Genomic DNA, 19,614 nt, shown 5'->3' with positions numbered 1-19,614 from the left:
CTTGGCAAAACCTGCTGATTCAATTTTGCCCAACATAGCTAAGAAATGAAGCTGCGCATACAGCCGCGCGCAGTTACAAACATGTGGTCACACTGACAGCGTTCTGTCAGGAGACCAATGCGCTGTTCTCGGCAAGCAAACGCTCGGCCGCTTTGCGCGCTTCATCGGTGATGCTGGCACCGGCCAACATACGTGCGATTTCTTCCTGCCGCTCATCGACACCAATCGACCGGATCGACGTGGACATGCGATCTTCATTGGTTGCAGACTTCGCAATCAGGAAATGCGTTGATGCGCGCGCGGCCACCTGCGGCGCATGCGTAACCGATAGCACCTGCACCCGCGATGATAGACGTGCAAGACGCTGACCAATCGCGTCAGCAACGGCACCACCCACCCCCGTATCGATTTCATCAAACACCAGCGTCGGTGCGGAACCGCGATCAGCAAGCGCCACTTTCAGCGCCAGTAAGAAACGCGAAAGCTCACCACCTGATGCAACCTTCATCATCGGGCCAGCACGCGTACCCGGATTGGTGCGAACCCAATATTCAACTGTATCAATGCCTTCGGCAGCACGAGCGTTGCTATCCGTGGTCATTTCGACGAGGAATTCAGCACGTTCCAGCTTCAGCGCCGGAAGCTCTGCCATAACAGCCGCTTTAAGGTGCTCAGCCGTATCCGTGCGACGTTCAGACAGAACCTTCGCAGCAGCATCGTAAGCCGTACGCGTCTCGGTTGCCTGTGCTTCAAGCTTGATGAGTTTTTCTGCACCGGCATCAAGATCCGCAAGGTCGGCATCCATCTTGTCGCGCAAAGCGGGCAAGCCCTCAACCGAAACAGAATATTTGCGGGCAGCCGCTCTCAGAGCAAACAGCCGCTCCTCAACCTGTTCCAAAACACGCGGATCAAAATCGATCTCGCGCATCGCATGATCGATACCATCCTGCGCAAGCGCCAAATGATTGAGTGCTTCATCAATTGCTTTACAAACAGGCTCAAGAAGATGCGGTGCTTCCGGGATTTTACGCTCAAGACGACGCACAAGGCTTGCGAGCGTTGGCACAGGCGAACCATTGCCTGACAGCAACTCACCGGCTTCGTTCACATCACCGGCGATCTTTTCCGATTTCATCATGATCGCACGACGTTCGGCAAGGTCGTCTTCTTCGCCCGGCTGCGGATCAAGCTTGGTCAGCTCATCAACGGATGAGCGCAGATAATCACCTTCGCGCTCAGCCTGTTCGACTCGCGCACGATGCTTAGACAATGCGTTTTCCGCATCACGCCATGTTTTATAACGCTCGCGAACAGTGGAAGCCTCGGAATCAAGCCCTCCAAAAGCATCCAGCAATGTACGATGAATATCTATGTCGATCAGTGCGCGGTCATCATGCTGACCATGAATTTCAACGAGACGTTTGCCGAGTTCACGCAAAAGCGCAACGCTCGCCGCCTGATCGTTGATGAAAACACGTGTACGACCATCTCCCATTTGAAGACGACGCAGGATGACGTCGCCGTCATCATCAAAACCATTTTCACTTAAGAATTTACGGGCCGGATGCCCACCCGGCACATCGAACACGGCAGTCACCTGCCCCTGATCTGCGCCATGACGCACCAGCGAAGCATCGCCGCGCGCACCAAGTGCGAGCGACAATGAATCAAGCAAGATTGATTTACCGGCGCCGGTCTCGCCCGTAAGCACGGACAAGCCGGTCTTGAACTCGATGTCGAGCCTTTCAATCAGAACAATATCACGGATCGAGAGGTGCGACAGCATGCTTGTATCGGCTTAGTTGCCGCCCGTAATAAGCGAAGATGCCTTGGCCAGCCATGAGCCACCGTTTTCGCGTGGCTCAAGACCACCGCTCTGCAACAGCTTGTAGCTATCCTTATACCAGCGGCTATCCGGGTAGTTCTTGCCAAGCACCGATGCTGCCATCTGTGCTTCAGATGTCAGACCAAGCGCGTAATAGGCTTCGACCAGACGAGCCAGCGCTTCTTCAACCTGACGCGTGTTGGAATATTCCTCAACCACGAGACGGAAGCGCTTAATCGCAGCCAGATATTCCTTGCGCTCAAGATAATAACGACCAACCTGCATTTCCTTGCCGGCGAGCTGATCGCGCGCAACGCGGATTTTGGTCTTGGCATCGTCGACATATTCGGAATTCGGGAAGCGATCGACCACTTCCTGCATCGCAGCAATAGCGCGACGGCTTGCAGCCTGATCGCGGGTCACGTCAGGAATCTGACGGAAATAGCTCAGACCGATGATGTAATAGGCATAGGCCGATTCAGGCGATGTTGGATAAAGCGTGTTGTAACGCTTCGCCATATTGATCGCTTCTTCGTAATTGCCCTGACGGTAATTGGTAAAGGCAGCCATGACGAGCGACTTACGCGCCCATTCAGTGTAAGGGTGCTGACGATCAACCGCTGCGAACTTCTTAGCAGCTTCGCCCAGACGACCAGCATCGAGGTTCGCAAGACCTTCATTGTAAAGCTTATCCGCCGGATCAATCGTCTCAACATATTTGGTTAGATCGATATCGTCGTTTTTGCTGGCACATCCCGCAAGCGGAACAAAAACGGCAAGAGCGCTGACAATCAGCGCAGTTTTCGTCTTCACCGGGAAATTTGAACTCGTCATGCGGTCTCCGGCCATCTGGCAACAACTTTTCTGTAAGGAGCCAAGCAAACAGACGTATCTGCGCTTATTTCCATCCATTCCAATACATCAGCATCAGCACATAGGTAAACATAGCCAAGGCTGTTTTGGCCGTTCATAAACCACATGCTGGCGTAATCGGCAATCGTCTAGCTGCTCAAACGTCAGAAAATGGCATATTCAGAACGGCCTAAGGCATTATCTTTGCAAACCAATTGCTACATCCTCATCCAATGGAGAGGTCTGGCTGTCACTTCACATACGATACACCGACTCATCGCAAACATGACCCGGCGATCACGGCCCAATTATGGCCATAAACGCTAAGTCCTTCGCATCACACCCTTAAAGTGCCCAAGGTGCAGAAATATTCGGACGCACAGTCACCAGATCCGAATTATCAGAATTGCGACGAACACCGCTTGCTTCAACAATATCGTAATTCGATTTGTCGGCCAGAAGCGCCTTTACCGTTTCAGCATTCAACCTGTGACCACCGCGATAGGACCGGAAGCAGCCGATAAACGGCAAACCAGCAAGCGCGAGATCACCTACGGCATCCAGCGTCTTATGACGCACAAACTCATCCGTGAACCGCAACCCGCCCGGGTTGATCACCGAATTATCGTCGCCAATGACAAGCGAATTATCAAGCGATGAACCAAGGGCCAAACCAGCGGCCCACAACCGCTCAACGTCTTTCATGAAGCCAAACGTACGTGCGGTCGATATGTCTTTGCGGAAGACGTCTTCATTGATGTCATTCGCGTATTTCTGGCGACCAATCAGCGGGCATTCAAAGTCGATTTCGACTTCGTAACGCGTACCCGAATAGGGCTGGAATTCACCCCATGAACCGCCCGCTTCCACACGTACAGTTTTCAGAATACGAATGAAGCGGCGCTTGGCATCTTGCGTAACAATGCCGGCTTCATCAAACGCATCAATAAAACGCGCAGACGTGCCGTCGAGAATGGGAACCTCTGGTCCCTCAACCTCGATAATAAGATTATCAATGCCCAGAGCCGCAATTGCAGCCATCAAATGCTCAACGGTATTGATTCGCGCTTCTTGCGGCCCAAGAGCCGTACACAGATCGGTCGCGCCAATCTCGGAAGCATGAGCGCGCGTATCAGGGGCATCCTGAATATCAGAACGACGGAAGACAATGCCCGTATTCGCCTCAGCAGGTATAAAGGTAGCCGACGCACTCGTACCACCATGGACACCAACGCCCGACAACGTGAAAAAACGGCCAATTGTCTTTTGATAAACGCTCAAAACGGGGTCCAATCTATCTTCTATCAAAACTCGATCCCGCATCGGCCTGAACCTTCTTCGCGAGAAAATCAACGTAACCGAGCTTTCTTCATGCCCCTTAAATAAAAGAGATATGGCAAAAATGAGCAACTGTTACACAGAAGTCCGCTCACACAAACATGTAAGCATTCGCTACAAATAGTGGTTGCCTATAGCCGATCAAAATCACGCTTTCTTACAAAGCATAATGAAGTGCCAACAAAAAAAGCCGCAAGGAATCCCCTGCGGCTTTTTATTTCAGACAGCGTTTGCTGATCAGTTAGACTGACGGCGCAGGAACGCTGGAATTTCGAGCTGGTCTTCTTCCGAAGCAGCGCGTGGCTGTGGACGGCCCTGATCGTCAAGCTGGCCGCGACGCGGTGCATAGATCGAAGCGTCCTGCTGCATTGGACGGCGCTGCTCTGGCTGACGCATCGCAGGTTCGCGCTGCTGAGCTGGCTCAAGGCGAGCTGCTGGCTGCTCTTCTTCACGACGGGTCAAACCACGTGTCAGGCGGGAAAGCAGACCCATTGGGCCGCGTTCTTCCTGAACAGGCTGCTGAGGCGCTGCACGACGTGCATTGATTTCTGCCTGTGCAACAGGTGGGAAATCAGAAACAGCTGGCATACGCGGAGCAGGACGTGGCTGAGGAGCCGGTTCTGCATGCATCTGCTGTGGCTGCTGGTAAGCCTGCGGCTGCATGACTGGAGCAGTTGCCTGATTGTGATGCATCTGCGGCTGTGGAGCGACTGGACGAGCAACAGGTGCGCGTTCAAAGCTGTCAGCAGCAGGAGCCTGGAAAATGCGGCTCTGCGGGCGGAACTCAGGTGCCGCAGAGGCGGCTGGGGCCACTGGTGCAGCTGGAATTTCAGTCTCAATCGACTGAGCAACCGGTGCAGGCTGTTCGACGTGACGTGGCTGTTCAACAACCGGAGGGCGCAGAATACCATGCGCAGTCATCGGCTTTGTCTGTTGAGCAACTGGCTTTACCGGCTGGCGAAATTCCAGCGGCGCAGGCGCCGCGTCTCCGATCTTCTTGTCGATGCCAGTGGCAACAACAGAGACGCGAATAACGCCTTCTAGTCCTTCATCAAAAGTCGCACCAAGGATAATGTTGGCTTCTGGATCAACTTCTTCACGGATACGTGTAGCAGCTTCGTCCACTTCGAACAGGGTCATATCGCGACCACCAGTGATCGAGATCAGAAGACCCTTTGCACCGCGCATCGAGGTTTCGTCGAGCAGCGGGTTCGCAATTGCAGCTTCAGCAGCAGCCATCGCGCGGCCGTCGCCCGAAGCTTCGCCAGTACCCATCATCGCTTTGCCCATTTCGCGCATAACCGAGCGAACGTCAGCAAAGTCGAGGTTGATGAGGCCTTCCTTGACCATCAGATCGGTGATGCAAGCAACGCCCGAATAGAGCACCTGATCAGCCATTGCGAAAGCATCAGCGAAGGTGGTCTTGTCGTTGGCAATGCGGAAGAGGTTCTGGTTTGGAATGACGATAAGTGTATCGACGTTCTTCTGCAGTTCTTCGATGCCGAGCTCAGCCGTCTTCATGCGGCGAGCACCTTCAAAATGGAAAGGCTTTGTTACAACGCCAACGGTGAGGATACCGCGTTCGCGTGCAGCACGTGCTACGACAGGAGCTGCACCCGTACCGGTGCCGCCGCCCATACCTGCAGTGACGAAGCACATATGCGTGCCATTGAGGTGATCGACGATTTCGTCGATGCATTCTTCAGCAGCTGCACGGCCAACTTCTGGCTGCGAACCAGCACCGAGACCTTCGGTGACAGCTGCACCGAGCTGGATCATGCGCTCGGACTTCGACATCGTCAAAGCCTGCGCGTCAGTGTTTGCCACAACAAAATCCACACCGCGCAAACCGGCATTGATCATGTTGTTGACCGCGTTGCCGCCGCCGCCACCGACACCGAACACGGTGATGCGAGGCTTCAGCTCGGTAATGTCCGGCTTTTGCAGATTAATTGTCATGGTTCTCGTTCCTCTTAAAGCCTCTCACCGCTTCGCCGCCGCGGTGCTAATTGGTTATTACGCTGATGGTTACGCCCACATCACGCAATGAATCACTCAATGTGTACTCAAAAACTCTCTCTCAGCCATTGGCCGACACGCTGAATTCGCCCGCCCGTACCAGTCATAAGACCGGAGGAAGCTGCTTTCACCGACCGTTCTTCAATCCCTGCCACTTGCGGGTAGATCAGAAGTCCAACAGTCGCGGAGAAAGCCGCACCCTTAGCCGCTTCAGGCAATCCCGCTATTCCTAGCGGACGCCCGATACGCACATTCCTTGCAAGTATCCGTCTGGCTGCTTCTGGCATGCCCGGAAGCTGGCTTGCGCCACCTGTCAGCACCACGCGCTTGCCAACGATGTGTCCGAGGCCCGACTGGTTCAGCCTGTCGCGAACCAGTTCCAGCGTTTCTTCCACACGTGCACGGATGATCCGCGTCAAAACCGAACGCGGATATTGATTGGGGACATCACGCTCGTCATCGCCAATTGGCGGCACCGAGATGAGATCGCGGTCGTCGGCTGCACTTGGCAGCGCCGAGCCGTACATAACCTTAAGGCGCTCAGCATCTTCCATGCGCGTGGAAAAGCCGCGTGCCACATCCATCGTGACGTGCGAGCCGCCGATAGCAACCGCATCGGCGTGAATGAACTTGCCTTCAGAGAAGACGGAAATCGTGGTCGTGCCGCCGCCCATATCGATGCATGCCGCACCCATTTCGGCTTCATCACCAACGAGCGCTGCAAGGCCGCTTGCATAAGGCGTGGCAACGATTGCTTCGACCGAAAGGTGGCAACGATTGATGCACAATTCGAGATTACGAAGCGGTGCCGCATCAGCCGTCAGAACATGCATATCGACGCCGAGGCTGTCACCCAGCATACCAAGTGGATCACGAATGCCGCGTTCGCCATCAAGCGTGTAACCAACAGGCAGCGAGTGAACGAGGTGACGTTCCGCAGCCAATGCCTGCTTGGCACCAGCGGCCAATACGCGACGAATATCGGTCTGTTCAACGTCATGACCGCCGAGATTAACGCTCGCGGTAAAGGTTTCGCTCTTAAGACGACCGGCGGAAATGTTGACGATCAGGCTATCAACTGTCAGACCAGCCATGCGCTCAGCAGCATCAACGGCAAGACGGATCGACTGTTCAGCCGCATCAAGATCGATGATGACGCCAGACTTCACACCACGCGAACGCTGATGGCCAATGCCAAGCACTTCCATGCGATGCGTACGACCCGGAAGCAGCGCACCCGCTTCATGTGGACGCAGACGCGCAATCACGCAAGAAACCTTGCTTGAACCAACATCCAGAACTGTCAGCAGGCGCACCTTGCGCCCTGCACTTCCAGCTTGTGATGAACTTTTTCCGCCAAGAATACTCATACGCGTTTCCCCGTGCGGGCTAATTCTTTTTTACGATCTGCCAGGAACTTCTCACGCTGCTCCATGCCACTCGCTGTCAGCTGAACCGTAACACGATCATCAAGACGCATATCGACCGCAGCAATGTCGCGAGACAGCAGGTGCTTTTCGCTATCCATCTTTTCGACTTCGGCAAGAGCCTTCATCGGCTCATTTTCCGGCAGCATGATGCGAACGCCGTTTTCAAGCAGAATGTCCCAGCGACGATCAGCAACGCGAATATAAGCACGAACCTTACCAGCCAGCGCAGGATAGGCAGCAACCTCGTCTACGAAGCCCTTAACGCGCTTTTCAGCACCTTCACCGACCACGAGCGGGAGAGCGTTGTAACGACCCGGACGGAACGGAACGATTGTATCGCCTGCCGAATCAATCAGTGAAAGTTCCTGACCATTCTGCCAGACCGCGAAAGCTTTACGCTCTTCAAGCGACACCAGCAGCGTGCCCGGATAAACCTTGCGCACTTCTGCGCTTTCAACCCAAGGAAGCTTCGTAATCGCCTGACGCGCAGCCTCAGCACTCAAACCAACGAGCGATGTTTCACCATCCAGCTCAAGCTGACCGAGAATATCAATATCGGAGGTCTCGTTGTTACCAACCACCTTCACATCTTCAATTGCAAAACCAAGGGTCGAAGCAGTTGCCTTGACCATATTCTCGGAGTGACCACCAAGAACCATGCCGTAAACGCCGGTTGCACCGAGAAAACCAAGCATACCAATCGTGCCAGCATAACGCGGCACATTGATGTTTCCCTGAAACAAACGAACAGCAAAGCGGAAGGGCTTGCGCAGAAAGCGCGGCAGAACAAAGGCTGCACCCGATGCATCACGCATCGCGCCAGAACGCCTGTATTCATTTGATCTGCCTTTTAACGCAAACAAGACGCGTCCTCCACCAACCAACTCAACAATTCACCAAAAGAGATACCCGCCGCTTTCGCGATATCAGGTACGAGCGAGGTAGGAGTCATTCCCGGCTGAGTGTTAACTTCCAGCCAAATAACTTCGCCTTCTTCGGAAAAACGATCATCGAAACGGAAGTCTGATCTGCTTACGCCCCGACACCCGATTGCCCGATGCGCCGTAAGGGCCATTATTTGAATTTTTTGGTAAATATTTGGTAAAATTTTTGCAGGACACACATGAGTTGATGCACCCGGCACATATTTTGAATCAAAATCGTAGAACTGATGCCCTACCGGAATGATCTCGCAGACGTCCATCGCGCGATCACCCATCACGGCGCAGGTCAGTTCCCGTCCGGCGATATATTTTTCGACCAGAACGTCCGCACCATAATTCCACTCGGCCGAGCTGATGATTTGCGGAGGATGAGTCTGATCTTCCTGAACGATGACAACACCGAAGCTTGAACCTTCGCGTACAGGCTTCACCACATAAGGCGGCTGCATCGGATGCTCATTGCCGATTTCAAAACGGTTCATCAGGCGCGAAGGAGCAACTGCTACACCTGCAGCAGACGCAACAGTCTTGGCGCGATCCTTATCCATGGCAAGCGCTGAAGCCAGCACACCGGAATGCGTGTAAGGAATTTGGAGATATTCAAGGATACCCTGAATGGTGCCATCTTCACCGAACGGACCGTGCAGCGCATTGAACGCCACATCAGGCTTCAACTCAGCGAGAACACTGGCAACATTGCGATCAACATCAACACGCGTAACGCGGTAGCCGCGCTCTTCGAGAGCCGTAGCACAAGCAGCACCAGACGACAGACTGACAGGACGCTCTGAAGAGAAACCGCCCATCAAAACGGCAACATGCTTTACAGCCTTCTGTCCAGCCACGTTAGTCATCCCCTCTGCGCATCCCCTGCGCTCGAATCAAAAATAGAATCAGGATAGCCCGGCTACACTACGCAGCAGACACCCAAGTCAGAAAACTCTGACGAATCAAATCACTGTACGGTTAACCATAAAGAATCAGAGAGTTGATTCCGTGGCAAGCCCCTATCAAAAGGGGAGCAACTTACGAACGACTCAATAAGCCGAAAAAAGCCCGGAATTTCAGTGGGAAATCCGGGCTTCTTAAAATGTTAATTTTTATAAGAATTCTTTAACTTCCTGTCCTTCACGGAACAAGCCGAGCCGCTTGATCTCCCAATGAAGGCGAATGCCGGAAGTCTCATAAACTTTAGCGCGAACTGTCTCACCGAGCGTTTCGAGATCATATCCGGTGGCGTCACCCGTATTGATCATGAAATTGCAGTGCATCTCCGACATCTGTGCGCCACCAACACGCAAGCCACGACAGCCAGCCTTGTCGATTTCTTTCCAAGCAGACGACCCTTCAAGGTTTTTGAAGGTTGAACCACCGGTTTTCTCGCGCACGGGCTGCACCGTTTCGCGGTGATTCTGCACTTCGTCCATGGCCTTCTGAATGTCTTCACGGTCTCCCGGAACACCTTCAAAGAGCGCTGAGGTGAAAATCAGATCAGGCGATGCTGAGGAATGACGATAAGCATAACCCATATCGGCATTGGATAGAATGTGTAGTTCGCCCTTGCGATCAAGTGCGCGCACTTCTACCACGCGCTCGCGGGTTTCAACGCCATTGGCACCGGCATTCATCCGCAAAGCGCCGCCAATAGCACCCGGAATGCCGTGATAAAAATGGAGACCTCCAAGACCAGCCTCAAGCGCTGCTGCTGCTACACGCTTATCTGGCGTTGCGGTCCCTGCCCTCAACTGCGTTTCCGACACCTGTTCGACACTACCAAAACCCTTGGCTGACAAGCGCACCACAAAGCCCGGAATACCACCGTCACGCGCAAGCAGATTAGAACCAACCCCTACAACCAGAAGCGGAATCTCTTCCGGTACGGCTTTCAGAAACTCGGACAAATCTTCTTCATCTGCTGGCTGAAACAGAACCTGTGCAGGACCACCGGCACGAAACCATGTGATCTTATCCATGCCAGCGTCCGGCATCATGCGCCCGCGAAGGCCAGACAGCCTGCCGTCGAGCTTTTTGAGAAGCGCTTCGCCGCTTTCCATCACTTTTTACCCTGTTCAGCCAGTTCTTTCGGAAGTGCATAAGCCCATTGCGTGATGTTGCCCGCACCAAGGAAAACCACGAAATCTCCGGGTTCCGCGACCGATGCAACAAGCGGCGCCAATGTTTCTGGACCACTGGCATAACGTGCATCGCGATGGCCGGCGGTCTTGATGCGCGAAACGAGCGTTTCCGAATTTACGCCTTCAATCGGGTCTTCGCCAGCGGTATAAACCGGCGCGACAATCACCGTATCGGCATCATTGAAGCACGCTGCAAACTCATCAAACAAGCTGTGCAGACGCGTATAACGATGCGGCTGAACAATACCGACGACACGACCCTTGGTTGCTTCGCGTGCGGCTTTCAGCACTGCGCGAATTTCAACCGGATGGTGTCCGTAGTCATCGAAAATCTCAACGCCATTCCACGTGCCCGTATGGGTAAAGCGACGCTTCACACCACCAAATGCGCCAAGGCCACGACGAATATCATCGGCGGAAATACCCAGCTCATGCGCAACCGCAATGGCTGCCGTTGCGTTGGAAACATTGTGCATGCCCGGCATTGGCAAACGCAGATCCTTAATCTCTGTCGTTTCACCCTTGCGCGAACGGATCAGCACATCAAATAGGCTGACAGCGCCTTCCATGCGATGATTAACAAAACGCACATCGGCCTGCGGATTTTGACCGTAGGTTACGATGCGGCGATCCTCAATGCGGCTTACCAGAGCCTGCACTTCAGGATGATCAAGACACATAACGCCAAAGCCATAAAATGGCACATTTTCAACGAACTGCGCGAAAGCTGCGCGCACATTATCAAAATTGCCGTAATGATCGAGATGTTCCGGATCAATGTTGGTCACGACAGCAATATCGGCAGGAAGCTTGAGGAATGTGCCGTCGCTTTCATCCGCTTCGACAACCATCCAGTCACCATCGCCCATACGGGCATTGGTGCCATAGGCATTGATAATGCCGCCATTGATAACCGTCGGATCCAGATGTCCCGCATCAAGCAAAGCTGCAACCATCGACGTGGTGGTGGTCTTGCCATGGGTGCCGCCAATGGCAACCGCGCGGCGGAAGCGCATTAGTTCGGCCAACATTTCGGCGCGGCGAACAATCGGCAAAAGCTTTTCGCGCGCTGCGGACAATTCTGGATTGGTCTTCTTGATCGCAGTTGAAACGACGATCACTTCTGCATCGCCGAGATTCTCAGCCTTGTGACCGACGAAGACTTCAATGCCCTTCTCACGCAGACGCTGCACATTGGCGCTGTCCGACTGATCCGAGCCCTGAACCTTATAGGCAAGATTGTGCAGCACTTCCGCAATGCCGCTCATGCCAATGCCGCCGATCCCGATAAAATGGACAAGCCCGATGTTGAGCGGCATTTTCATGGCCGAGTTCCTTCTTTAAATTCCTGAACTGATTGTCCTGCTGCAATAGCCTCTGCGAGATCAGCAAGCAACTGCGCGGCATCAGGCTTACCAACGCTTTTTGCAGCTTTGGCCTGTTGTTCAAGCCTTTCTGGCTCGTTAATCGCCGCACTGATGATGTCAGCCAATCGCTGTGGCGTTAGCTCTGCCTGTCGGACAACTTCGCAACCGCCAGCGCTCGCAAGAGCTGCGGCATTCGCTGCCTGATCATGATCAAGCGCATGCGGGAAAGGCACCAGTATTGCCGGACGGCCAATGGCTGCAATTTCGGAGACGGTCGAAGCCCCCGAACGTGAAATAACAAAATGCGCATCGGCAATGCGTGCTGGCATATCGTTGAAGAACGGCGCAACATCCGCAAGAATACGCAGCTTTTGATAAGCAGCGCGAACAGCCGCTTCATCTTCTTTGCGTGCTTGCTGGGTAATCAGCAGCCTTGCCCGTTCACTGTCTGGCAAAAGCGCAATCGCTTCGGGAATAGCTTGTGAGAAAAACTGCGCACCCTGACTGCCACCAAATACCAGCAGACGAAAACGCTGCCCCTCTTTGGCTGGTCGATAGGATGTTTTGGCAGCTGCAAGCACAGGCGGACGAACCGGATTGCCCGTCGAAATAATCTTATCGGCAAAAGAACCAGCAGTTTCTGGCAAGAACCCGCCAGCAATTGCCTTCACGCGCGAAGCCAAACCCTTATTGGCACGGCCCATGACGGCATTCTGCTCATGCACCATTGTCGGGATACCCATATTGCTCGCAGCATAAAGCGGCGGCAACGTCGGATAACCGCCAAAGCCAGCAACCAGTTTCGGTTTCAGGCGACGGAACAGTTTGCGGCTGTCGAGATTACCCTGCCACAACGACCAAAGCGTACGTGCCAGCGCAATCGGATTACGCCCGGCAATGGTTGCTGAACGGATCACATGCACATGATCCTCCGCGAAGGCTCCGGCAAAACGCTGCGCGCGAGCGTCCGTTGCCAGATGCACATCCCAGCCGCGAGACTTCAACTCATGCGCCAGTGCTTCAGCTGGAAACAGATGGCCGCCAGTCCCCCCAGCAGCCAGTACAATTACGCCTTTGCCCATAGTTCCCTCACAAAACCGGAATGCGCCTGTTCACATCGGCACCCATGCTCACCGTATGCGTCATACGCGCTTCCGGACGACGGCGTGTCAACGCCAGCAGAATACCCATTGTGATTGCAATCGCTACAAGCGATGAACCACCATAAGATATGAATGGCAGCGTCATACCCTTTGCAGGCATCAGATGCAGATTAACCGCCATGTTGATGATTGACTGGAAGCCAAACAGGATCACGATGCCGGAAACAGCAAGACGCGTGAAAGCATCACGCTCACGAAGCGCAATCGACAAGCCACGGATCACGATAAACGCAAACAGCGCCATGATGATCATGCAAAGAATGATGCCATATTCTTCAGCAGCCACAGAGAAAATAAAATCGGTATGACTATCAGGAATGATGCGCTTAACGGTGCCTTCGCCCGGTCCCTGACCGAACCAGCCGCCACGCAAAATGGCTTCGCGACCTGCATCCACCTGAAACGTGTCGCCCTCGCCGGTCATGAATCGATTCACACGGCCCGCAACGTGATCCAGCGTCATATAAGCACCAAAAGCGCCTACGACTGCGATACCGCCAAGAACGAGAATCCAGAACATCGGCAGGCCAGCGAGAAAGAACATCGCGCCCCATGTGCCAGTGGTCAGCATGGTTTGCCCGAAGTCAGGTTGCAACATCAGCAATCCTGCGGTCACGCAGAACAACGCCATGGCCAAAAAATAACCCGGCATATGTCCACCGCGCTCGCGCTCTGAGAAAAGCCACGCACAAATCACCACAAAAGCAGGCTTCATAAACTCGGACGGCTGAATGGAAACACCCGCAAGGCTGACCCAACGACGCGCGCCTTTAATCTCAATACCCACGAACAAAGCCGCAAGCATCAGGAAGAGCGATGCCCCCAGCAGCAGCAATGCAAAACGTCTGACCTGACGCGGCGACAGGAATGACACGCCAATCATCACCGCCACAGCGGGTATCATAAAGAATGTCTGACGCTCAACAAAATGAAAGCTGTCAAGACCAATGCGCTGCGCAACCGCAGGACTTGCCGCAAAGGAGAGCAGCACGCCAAGGCCCATCAGACCCAAACATGCAGCGAGAAAGTAACGGTCGATTGTCCACCACCAATTGGCAACAGCACCACGGTCAACGCGACTTACCATCAGCTTTTCCCTCCGATTGGCTCAATACCCGGGAGTGCGAGAACGGCGCTGCGGAATGCATCACCGCGTTTTTCAAAATTCTGAAACTGATCAAAGCTTGCGCAGGCTGGCGAAAGCAGAACTACCGGCTCGCTTGAAGCGTCATTGCCAGCATCACGTGCCGCATGTTCAACAGCCGCAGCCAAAGTGTCGGAAATTTCAAACGACACCGCATCGCCAAGTGTGGCAGCAAATTGCGCCGCAGCTTCACCGATCAAATAGGCTTTGGTGATACGCGGGAAAAATTCCGACAAAGCGCTGATGCCACCAGCCTTGGGTACACCACCAGCAATCCAGTAAATATGATTGGCAAAAGATGACAAGGCTGGCGCGGTTGCTTCGGCATTGGTCGCCTTTGAATCATTGACGAACAGGACTTTACCGCGATGGCCCACTTGCTCCATGCGATGCGCGAGACCAGGGAAGCTTTTCAGACCAGCACGAATTTCTTCGATTGAAAGACCAACCGCAAGACAGGCAGTGATAGCTGCAAGCGCGTTCTGCGCATTATGCGCGCCGCGCAGCGAACCAATACCTTCAAGCGAAGCTAAATCCTCAACGCCACCAGCTTTAGCGGAATAGAGCTTTGCACCATCTGCAAACGCACCATTCTCAAGGCGTTTGTCCTTGGAAATTTGCGCGACTTTTACGCCAGTGCTTTCGAGACGATCTGCAATGCTGAGGCAATAGTCGTCATCGACGCCAATGATTGCCACGCCGCTTTTCGCAACCAGCCGCTCCTTGATTGCGGCATAGTTTTCCATCGAACCATGGCGATCAAGATGATCCGGCGTCAGATTAAGCAAAATTCCAGCAGTCGGATTAAGCGATGGCGCAAGATCAATCTGGTAAGACGAACACTCAACCACATAGAAACGGTTTGGCGCAGGCGCGTCCAATGTCAGGATCGCTGTGCCTATATTGCCACCAAGCTGCATATCGCGGCCTGATGCCTTGATGATATGCGCAATCAGCGCGGTCGTGGTCGATTTGCCGTTGGTGCCAGTGATAGCAATAAACGGGCAATCTGGCGCGATATGATTACGCTCGCGTACGAACAGTTCAACATCGCCGATAATCTCAACGCCAGCAGCGCGTGCCAGATCCACCGTCCAGTGTGGCTTTGGATGGGTCAGCGGAACACCCGGCGAAAGCACAAAGGCAGCGAACTGTGACCAGTCCGCCTGCCTCAGATCACCTGTTGCAATGCCTGCGCTTTGCGCGCGGGCCACACTGTCGGGATTATCATCCCAAGCAATGATCTTCGCGCCACCAGCCACAATAGCCTTGGCCGTTGCAATGCCCGACCCACCCAATCCGAAGAGGGCAACAGTCTTATCTTTAAGGGCGGTGATCGGGATCATTCGTCTGCCTTATCTCAGCTTCAGTGTGGAAAGGCCGATCATGGCAAGGATAATCGCCACGATCCAGAAACGGATCACGACCTGACTTTCCGTCCAGCCCTTCTTTTCAAAATGATGATGAATGGGTGCCATCAGAAACACGCGCTTGCCGGTAAGCTTGAACGAGCCAACCTGAATAATTACCGAAAGCGCTTCCATGACGAAGAGACCGCCAATGATCGCAAGAACGATCTCGTGCTTGGTGGCAACAGCAACAGTTCCGAGCATGCCGCCAAGTGCCAGCGAACCCGTGTCACCCATGAAGATCGCGGCAGGAGGTGCATTGAACCAAAGGAAGCCAAGCCCCGCGCCAATCACTGCACCCAGAACGACAGCCAGTTCACCTGTACCCGGAACAAAGTGGATTTGCAGGTAATCCGCAAAGATCGCGTTACCCGAAAGATAGGCAATAAAGCCAAACGAAGCCGCAGCCACCATCACTGGCACAATTGCGAGACCATCAAGACCATCGGTCAGGTTCACCGCATTGCCTGCGCCAACCATCACGAAGGCCGCAAAGGGAATGAAGAACCAACCGAGATTAAGTACGAACTGCTTCACAAACGGGAATGTCAGCGACGACGAGAACGGCTCCTGCCCTGCGCGCATGATGATGAAGGCTGCAATAGCGGCAATGAAGAACTCGATTGCCAGACGCGACTTACCGGAAAACCCTTTATCCGACTGCTTCGTCACTTTCAGATAATCATCGTAAAAGCCGATTGCGCCAAAGCCGACCGTGACCATCAAGACAACCCAGACATAAACGCTGGAGAGATTAGCCCAGAAGAAACATGACACGAGAATGCCGGTCATAATCATCAGGCCGCCCATGGTGGGCGTACCCGCTTTCTTGAAGTGGGTCTGAGGACCGTCGGCACGGATTGGCTGACCCTTTCCCTGTCGCGCACGCAGCGAATTGATGATCGCAGGACCAAACAAGAAAACGATCAGTGCCGAAGTAATCATCGCGCCGCCGGTGCGGAACGTGATGTAGCGAAACACGTTGAACGGAGTCACATGATCGGCAAAAACTGCAAGAAGCATCAACATACGGAGAAAAATCCCTCAAACACGCCTATTCGGCAGGCACCACCGGTGGAAACTGGTTTGTCAGCGCCTTGACGATCTTAGCGAAACCGATCCCTTTGGAGGATTTCACCATGACAACATCACCGGGGCGGACTGCTTTCATCACCAATGGCAATAATTCCTCGGTGCTCTGCCTGTATTCGACGTGAATTTCAACCGGCAAGGCGTTTTTCAGCACCGACATTTCACGGCCACCGATATAAAGTACGTTCACTTCCGCATCGACAATCGGGCGCGCAAGGTCAGCATGAAGCTTGCCGGACTGACGGCCCAGCTCCAGCATATCGCCCAAAATTGCGATGCGGCGACCGCGTGGACCTTCCGGCGGCGTTGCCTGCAAAAGTGAAAGCGATGCGCGCATCGACGTTGGATTGGCGTTATAGCTTTCATCAATCAGTGTGAAAGAACCACCGTCCGGGTGTTCCAGCACATGGCGCGCGCCGCGCCCACCTTCAGCGGTCAACGTTGCCATAGCAATGGCAACCTTTGCCGTATCAGCGCCGACAAGATGGGCAGCACCCAGAACGGCAAGCATGTTCTGCACAATATGGCGTCCCGGCATGCCGACTTTGACGACAGCTTCTTCATTGCCTATTTTAACGGTCATGCATGAACAGGTCGGATGCATTTTGACTTCACGCAGACGATAGTCCGAACGCGCATTTTCACCAAACGTAACAATATGCTCAACGCCTGCCTTTTCAGCCAGCTCTTCAAGCTGTTTGAAGCGCTTGTCGTCGCGATTAAGCAGCGCATAACCGCCCGGCACAACGCCTTCAAAAATCTCAGCTTTTGCTACTGCGATTTCTTCAAGATTTGCAAAATGGCCAAGATGCGCAGGCGCGATCAACGTAATCAGCGCCACATGCGGACGCACCATCTTCACCAGCGGACGAATTTCGTCATGATGATTCATGCCGATTTCAAACACACCGTAATCGGTATCGGCTGGCATACGCGCAAGCGTCAGCGGCACGCCCCAATGATTGTTGAATGAGGCAACCGACGCATGAACTTTGCCACTATCGGCAAGCACATGACGCAGTGCTTCCTTAGTTGTCGTCTTACCGACTGAGCCTGTGACAGCAATAATCTGCGCTTTGGAGCGTTCACGCGAGGCAAGCCCAAGCTTGGTCAAAGATTCAAGTACGTCTTCCACGACGATCATCGGGACTTTGAGATGACCAAGCGCCGGAAGGCGGGATTCGTTTACCACGAGAAGACCTGCACCAGCGGCCATGGCAGCCGTTGCAAAATCATGCCCGTCAAACAAATCGCCCTTGATCGCGAAGAAAGCTTCGCCTTCTTTCAACGTGCGGCTATCGATGGAAATTCCGGTGATCCCCGCAGGCAACGTACCAAAAGGCCGGCCTTCCATGGCCTCCACCATATCGGCAGATGTCCAAAGCCAGTCACTCATCCCTTATGCTCCTCAAGGCGCGCGCCAAGTGCTGCCGCCACTTCCGTATGATCAGAGAATGGCAACGTAATATTGCCAACGATCTGACCTTCTTCATGTCCCTTGCCCGCAACAACCAGTGTGTCGCCAGGCATCATCATCGAAACTGCTGTGAAAATCGCCTCGCGACGGTCACCGATTTCGGTCGCTCCCGGAGCCGCGGCCATAATTTCCGAGCGAATTTGCGCCGGTACTTCTGAACGTGGGTTGTCGTCGGTAACAATTGCCACATCAGCAAGACGCGCTGCGATTTCGCCCATGATCGGGCGCTTGCCCTTGTCACGGTCGCCGCCGCAACCAAACACCACGATCACGCGGCCAGTTGTAAACGGGCGCACAGACGTCAGCACATTTTCAAGCGCTTCTGGCTTATGGGCATAATCCACATAGGCGGGTGCACCCTCTTCAGTCGCACCAACGAGATCAAGACGCCCCGGCGCACCTTTGAGGCGTTCAAGTGCACGCATTGCAGCCGCAGCCGGAACGCCGGTCACCATTGCAAGGCCAGCCGACACCAGCGCATTCGCAACCTGAAAATCACCAGCCAGTGGCAGTTCAATTTCAAAGATTTCGTCAGCGATACGCACTTCCACATGCTGGCGGAAACGCTCATGTTCAACGCGCTTAATGGTGATGAAATCACCCTTACGGCCAACAGTCTTTACATCGCAGCCAGCGGCCTTCGCAGCTTCAATAGCCTGCGGAGAAAACTGATCATCCGCAAAAATAATCGCAGGCGAGCCTTTTGGCAAAAGCGTATCAAACAGGCGCATCTTGGCATGCAGATATTCTTCAATCGTGGCGTGATAATCCATGTGATCGCGACCAAGATTGGTGAAGGCGCCAGCGGCAAGCTTCACACCGTCAAGGCGACGCTGGTCAAGACCATGCGACGAAGCTTCCATCGCAGCATGGGTCACACCTTCATCGGCAAGCTCGGCCAGAAGGCGCTGCAACTCAACCGGATCAGGCGTGGTCAGCGAATTATAATCGCTACGCGTTGGCGAGAAAACGCCAGTGGTCCCAATGTTGGCGGCAGGAAAACCAGCATATGCCCAAATCTGACGCGTAAATGAAGCGACCGACGTTTTGCCGCTTGTACCTGTGACTGCAACCATAACTTCCGGCTGCTTGCCATAAAATTGAGCGCTAGCTACCGCGAGCGCATGGCGGGGATCGTCTACATGAAGGACAGGCACGTCGAGATTTTCGAGAACGGCACTCTTGCCTGCGATAACTGCAACTGCACCACGTTTGACCGCATCAATCGCATAGGCTGAGCCATCCGCCTTAACGCCTTTCAGAGCTGCAAACAGAAAGCCCGGCTCCACTTTGCGGGAATCCGATGTAACGCCAGTAATTTCGAAATCACCTGCGGAACCGGAGGTAAGATCCTTAAAAAGTGCGATGTCTTTCAACTTCATGGTCATACCAATTCCAGATAAAGGGACGTATCACGCG

The 19,614-nt window shown here is 53.9% G+C and carries 15 protein-coding genes; all 15 read right to left on the bottom strand.

The annotated features are described in order from the left end of the window. Window positions 1-106: 106 nt before the first annotated feature. A complete protein-coding gene (recN, locus tag WH356_RS13820) occupies window positions 107-1,786 on the bottom strand; it encodes a DNA repair protein RecN (RefSeq protein ID WP_339511709.1) in 1,680 nt (559 codons plus the stop codon). Window positions 1,787-1,798: 12 nt separating this feature from the next. Continuing rightward, on the bottom strand, window positions 1,799-2,659 hold the full coding sequence (locus WH356_RS13815) for an outer membrane protein assembly factor BamD (protein ID WP_339511707.1): 861 nt from the start codon (window positions 2,657-2,659) through the stop codon (window positions 1,799-1,801). A gap of 363 nt (window positions 2,660-3,022) precedes the next feature. Beyond that, on the bottom strand, window positions 3,023-3,958 hold the full coding sequence (gene lpxC / locus WH356_RS13810) for a UDP-3-O-acyl-N-acetylglucosamine deacetylase (protein ID WP_445253669.1): 936 nt from the start codon (window positions 3,956-3,958) through the stop codon (window positions 3,023-3,025). Between the two features lie 294 nt (window positions 3,959-4,252). Next, a complete protein-coding gene (ftsZ, locus tag WH356_RS13805; protein ID WP_339511703.1) occupies window positions 4,253-5,974 on the bottom strand; it encodes a cell division protein FtsZ in 1,722 nt (573 codons plus the stop codon). A gap of 107 nt (window positions 5,975-6,081) precedes the next feature. After that, the gene (gene ftsA, locus WH356_RS13800) at window positions 6,082-7,404 is read right to left on the bottom strand and encodes a cell division protein FtsA (RefSeq protein WP_339511701.1); all 1,323 of its coding nucleotides are present in this window, start codon (window positions 7,402-7,404) and stop codon (window positions 6,082-6,084) included. Next, entirely contained in the window at window positions 7,401-8,327 is a 927-nt protein-coding gene (locus WH356_RS13795) for a cell division protein FtsQ/DivIB (protein WP_339511699.1), read from the bottom strand. Before WH356_RS13795 ends, ftsA begins: the two co-directional genes overlap by 4 nt. Next, window positions 8,315-9,262 carry a D-alanine--D-alanine ligase gene (locus tag WH356_RS13790; protein WP_421565820.1) on the bottom strand — a complete coding sequence of 316 codons (948 nt, stop codon included), beginning with the start codon at window positions 9,260-9,262 and terminating at the stop codon, window positions 8,315-8,317. Before WH356_RS13790 ends, WH356_RS13795 begins: the two co-directional genes overlap by 13 nt. A 246-nt stretch (window positions 9,263-9,508) precedes the next feature. Beyond that, a complete protein-coding gene (murB, locus tag WH356_RS13785) occupies window positions 9,509-10,462 on the bottom strand; it encodes a UDP-N-acetylmuramate dehydrogenase (protein ID WP_339511697.1) in 954 nt (317 codons plus the stop codon). Beyond that, complete coding sequence (murC, locus tag WH356_RS13780) at window positions 10,462-11,868, bottom strand: UDP-N-acetylmuramate--L-alanine ligase (RefSeq protein ID WP_339511695.1); 1,407 nt, start codon at window positions 11,866-11,868, stop codon at window positions 10,462-10,464. The genes murB and murC overlap by 1 nt, the downstream gene beginning before the upstream one ends. Further along, on the bottom strand, window positions 11,865-12,992 hold the full coding sequence (murG, locus tag WH356_RS13775) for an undecaprenyldiphospho-muramoylpentapeptide beta-N-acetylglucosaminyltransferase (RefSeq protein WP_339511693.1): 1,128 nt from the start codon (window positions 12,990-12,992) through the stop codon (window positions 11,865-11,867). The genes murC and murG overlap by 4 nt, the downstream gene beginning before the upstream one ends. 7 nt (window positions 12,993-12,999) lie before the next feature. Beyond that, on the bottom strand, window positions 13,000-14,160 hold the full coding sequence (ftsW, locus tag WH356_RS13770) for a putative lipid II flippase FtsW (RefSeq protein WP_339511691.1): 1,161 nt from the start codon (window positions 14,158-14,160) through the stop codon (window positions 13,000-13,002). Then, complete coding sequence (murD, locus tag WH356_RS13765; protein WP_339511689.1) at window positions 14,160-15,563, bottom strand: UDP-N-acetylmuramoyl-L-alanine--D-glutamate ligase; 1,404 nt, start codon at window positions 15,561-15,563, stop codon at window positions 14,160-14,162. Before murD ends, ftsW begins: the two co-directional genes overlap by 1 nt. 9 nt (window positions 15,564-15,572) lie before the next feature. Then, entirely contained in the window at window positions 15,573-16,655 is a 1,083-nt protein-coding gene (mraY, locus tag WH356_RS13760; protein ID WP_339511687.1) for a phospho-N-acetylmuramoyl-pentapeptide-transferase, read from the bottom strand. Between the two features lie 25 nt (window positions 16,656-16,680). Then, a complete protein-coding gene (locus WH356_RS13755; RefSeq protein WP_339511685.1) occupies window positions 16,681-18,114 on the bottom strand; it encodes a UDP-N-acetylmuramoylalanyl-D-glutamyl-2,6-diaminopimelate--D-alanyl-D-alanine ligase in 1,434 nt (477 codons plus the stop codon). Further along, window positions 18,111-19,583 (bottom strand): UDP-N-acetylmuramoyl-L-alanyl-D-glutamate--2,6-diaminopimelate ligase, encoded by a 1,473-nt coding sequence (locus tag WH356_RS13750; RefSeq protein WP_339511683.1) that lies wholly within the window; start codon window positions 19,581-19,583, stop codon window positions 18,111-18,113. Before WH356_RS13750 ends, WH356_RS13755 begins: the two co-directional genes overlap by 4 nt. Window positions 19,584-19,614: the final 31 nt, after the last annotated feature.

The sequence above is a fragment of the Ochrobactrum sp. MYb379 genome, from assembly GCF_037479515.1.
GTDB lineage: Bacteria > Pseudomonadota > Alphaproteobacteria > Rhizobiales > Rhizobiaceae > Brucella.
Note: the sequence above shows the minus strand (reverse complement) of the source record. Positions and strands in the feature narration are given on the sequence as shown.

What these genes read in the sequence shown, in the direction of transcription:
- recN (WP_339511709.1), bottom strand. Translation starts at nt 1,786, where the DNA reads ATGCTGTCGCACCTCTCGATCCGTGATATTGTTCTGATTGAAAGGCTC.
- WH356_RS13815 (WP_339511707.1), bottom strand. Translation starts at nt 2,659, where the DNA reads ATGACGAGTTCAAATTTCCCGGTGAAGACGAAAACTGCGCTGATTGTC.
- ftsZ (WP_339511703.1), bottom strand. Translation starts at nt 5,974, where the DNA reads ATGACAATTAATCTGCAAAAGCCGGACATTACCGAGCTGAAGCCTCGC.
- ftsA (WP_339511701.1), bottom strand. Translation starts at nt 7,404, where the DNA reads ATGAGTATTCTTGGCGGAAAAAGTTCATCACAAGCTGGAAGTGCAGGG.
- WH356_RS13790 (WP_421565820.1), bottom strand. Translation starts at nt 9,262, where the DNA reads ATGACTAACGTGGCTGGACAGAAGGCTGTAAAGCATGTTGCCGTTTTG.
- murB (WP_339511697.1), bottom strand. Translation starts at nt 10,462, where the DNA reads ATGGAAAGCGGCGAAGCGCTTCTCAAAAAGCTCGACGGCAGGCTGTCT.
- murC (WP_339511695.1), bottom strand. Translation starts at nt 11,868, where the DNA reads ATGAAAATGCCGCTCAACATCGGGCTTGTCCATTTTATCGGGATCGGC.
- murG (WP_339511693.1), bottom strand. Translation starts at nt 12,992, where the DNA reads ATGGGCAAAGGCGTAATTGTACTGGCTGCTGGGGGGACTGGCGGCCAT.
- ftsW (WP_339511691.1), bottom strand. Translation starts at nt 14,160, where the DNA reads ATGGTAAGTCGCGTTGACCGTGGTGCTGTTGCCAATTGGTGGTGGACA.
- murD (WP_339511689.1), bottom strand. Translation starts at nt 15,563, where the DNA reads ATGATCCCGATCACCGCCCTTAAAGATAAGACTGTTGCCCTCTTCGGA.
- mraY (WP_339511687.1), bottom strand. Translation starts at nt 16,655, where the DNA reads ATGTTGATGCTTCTTGCAGTTTTTGCCGATCATGTGACTCCGTTCAAC.
- WH356_RS13755 (WP_339511685.1), bottom strand. Translation starts at nt 18,114, where the DNA reads ATGAGTGACTGGCTTTGGACATCTGCCGATATGGTGGAGGCCATGGAA.
- WH356_RS13750 (WP_339511683.1), bottom strand. Translation starts at nt 19,583, where the DNA reads ATGACCATGAAGTTGAAAGACATCGCACTTTTTAAGGATCTTACCTCC.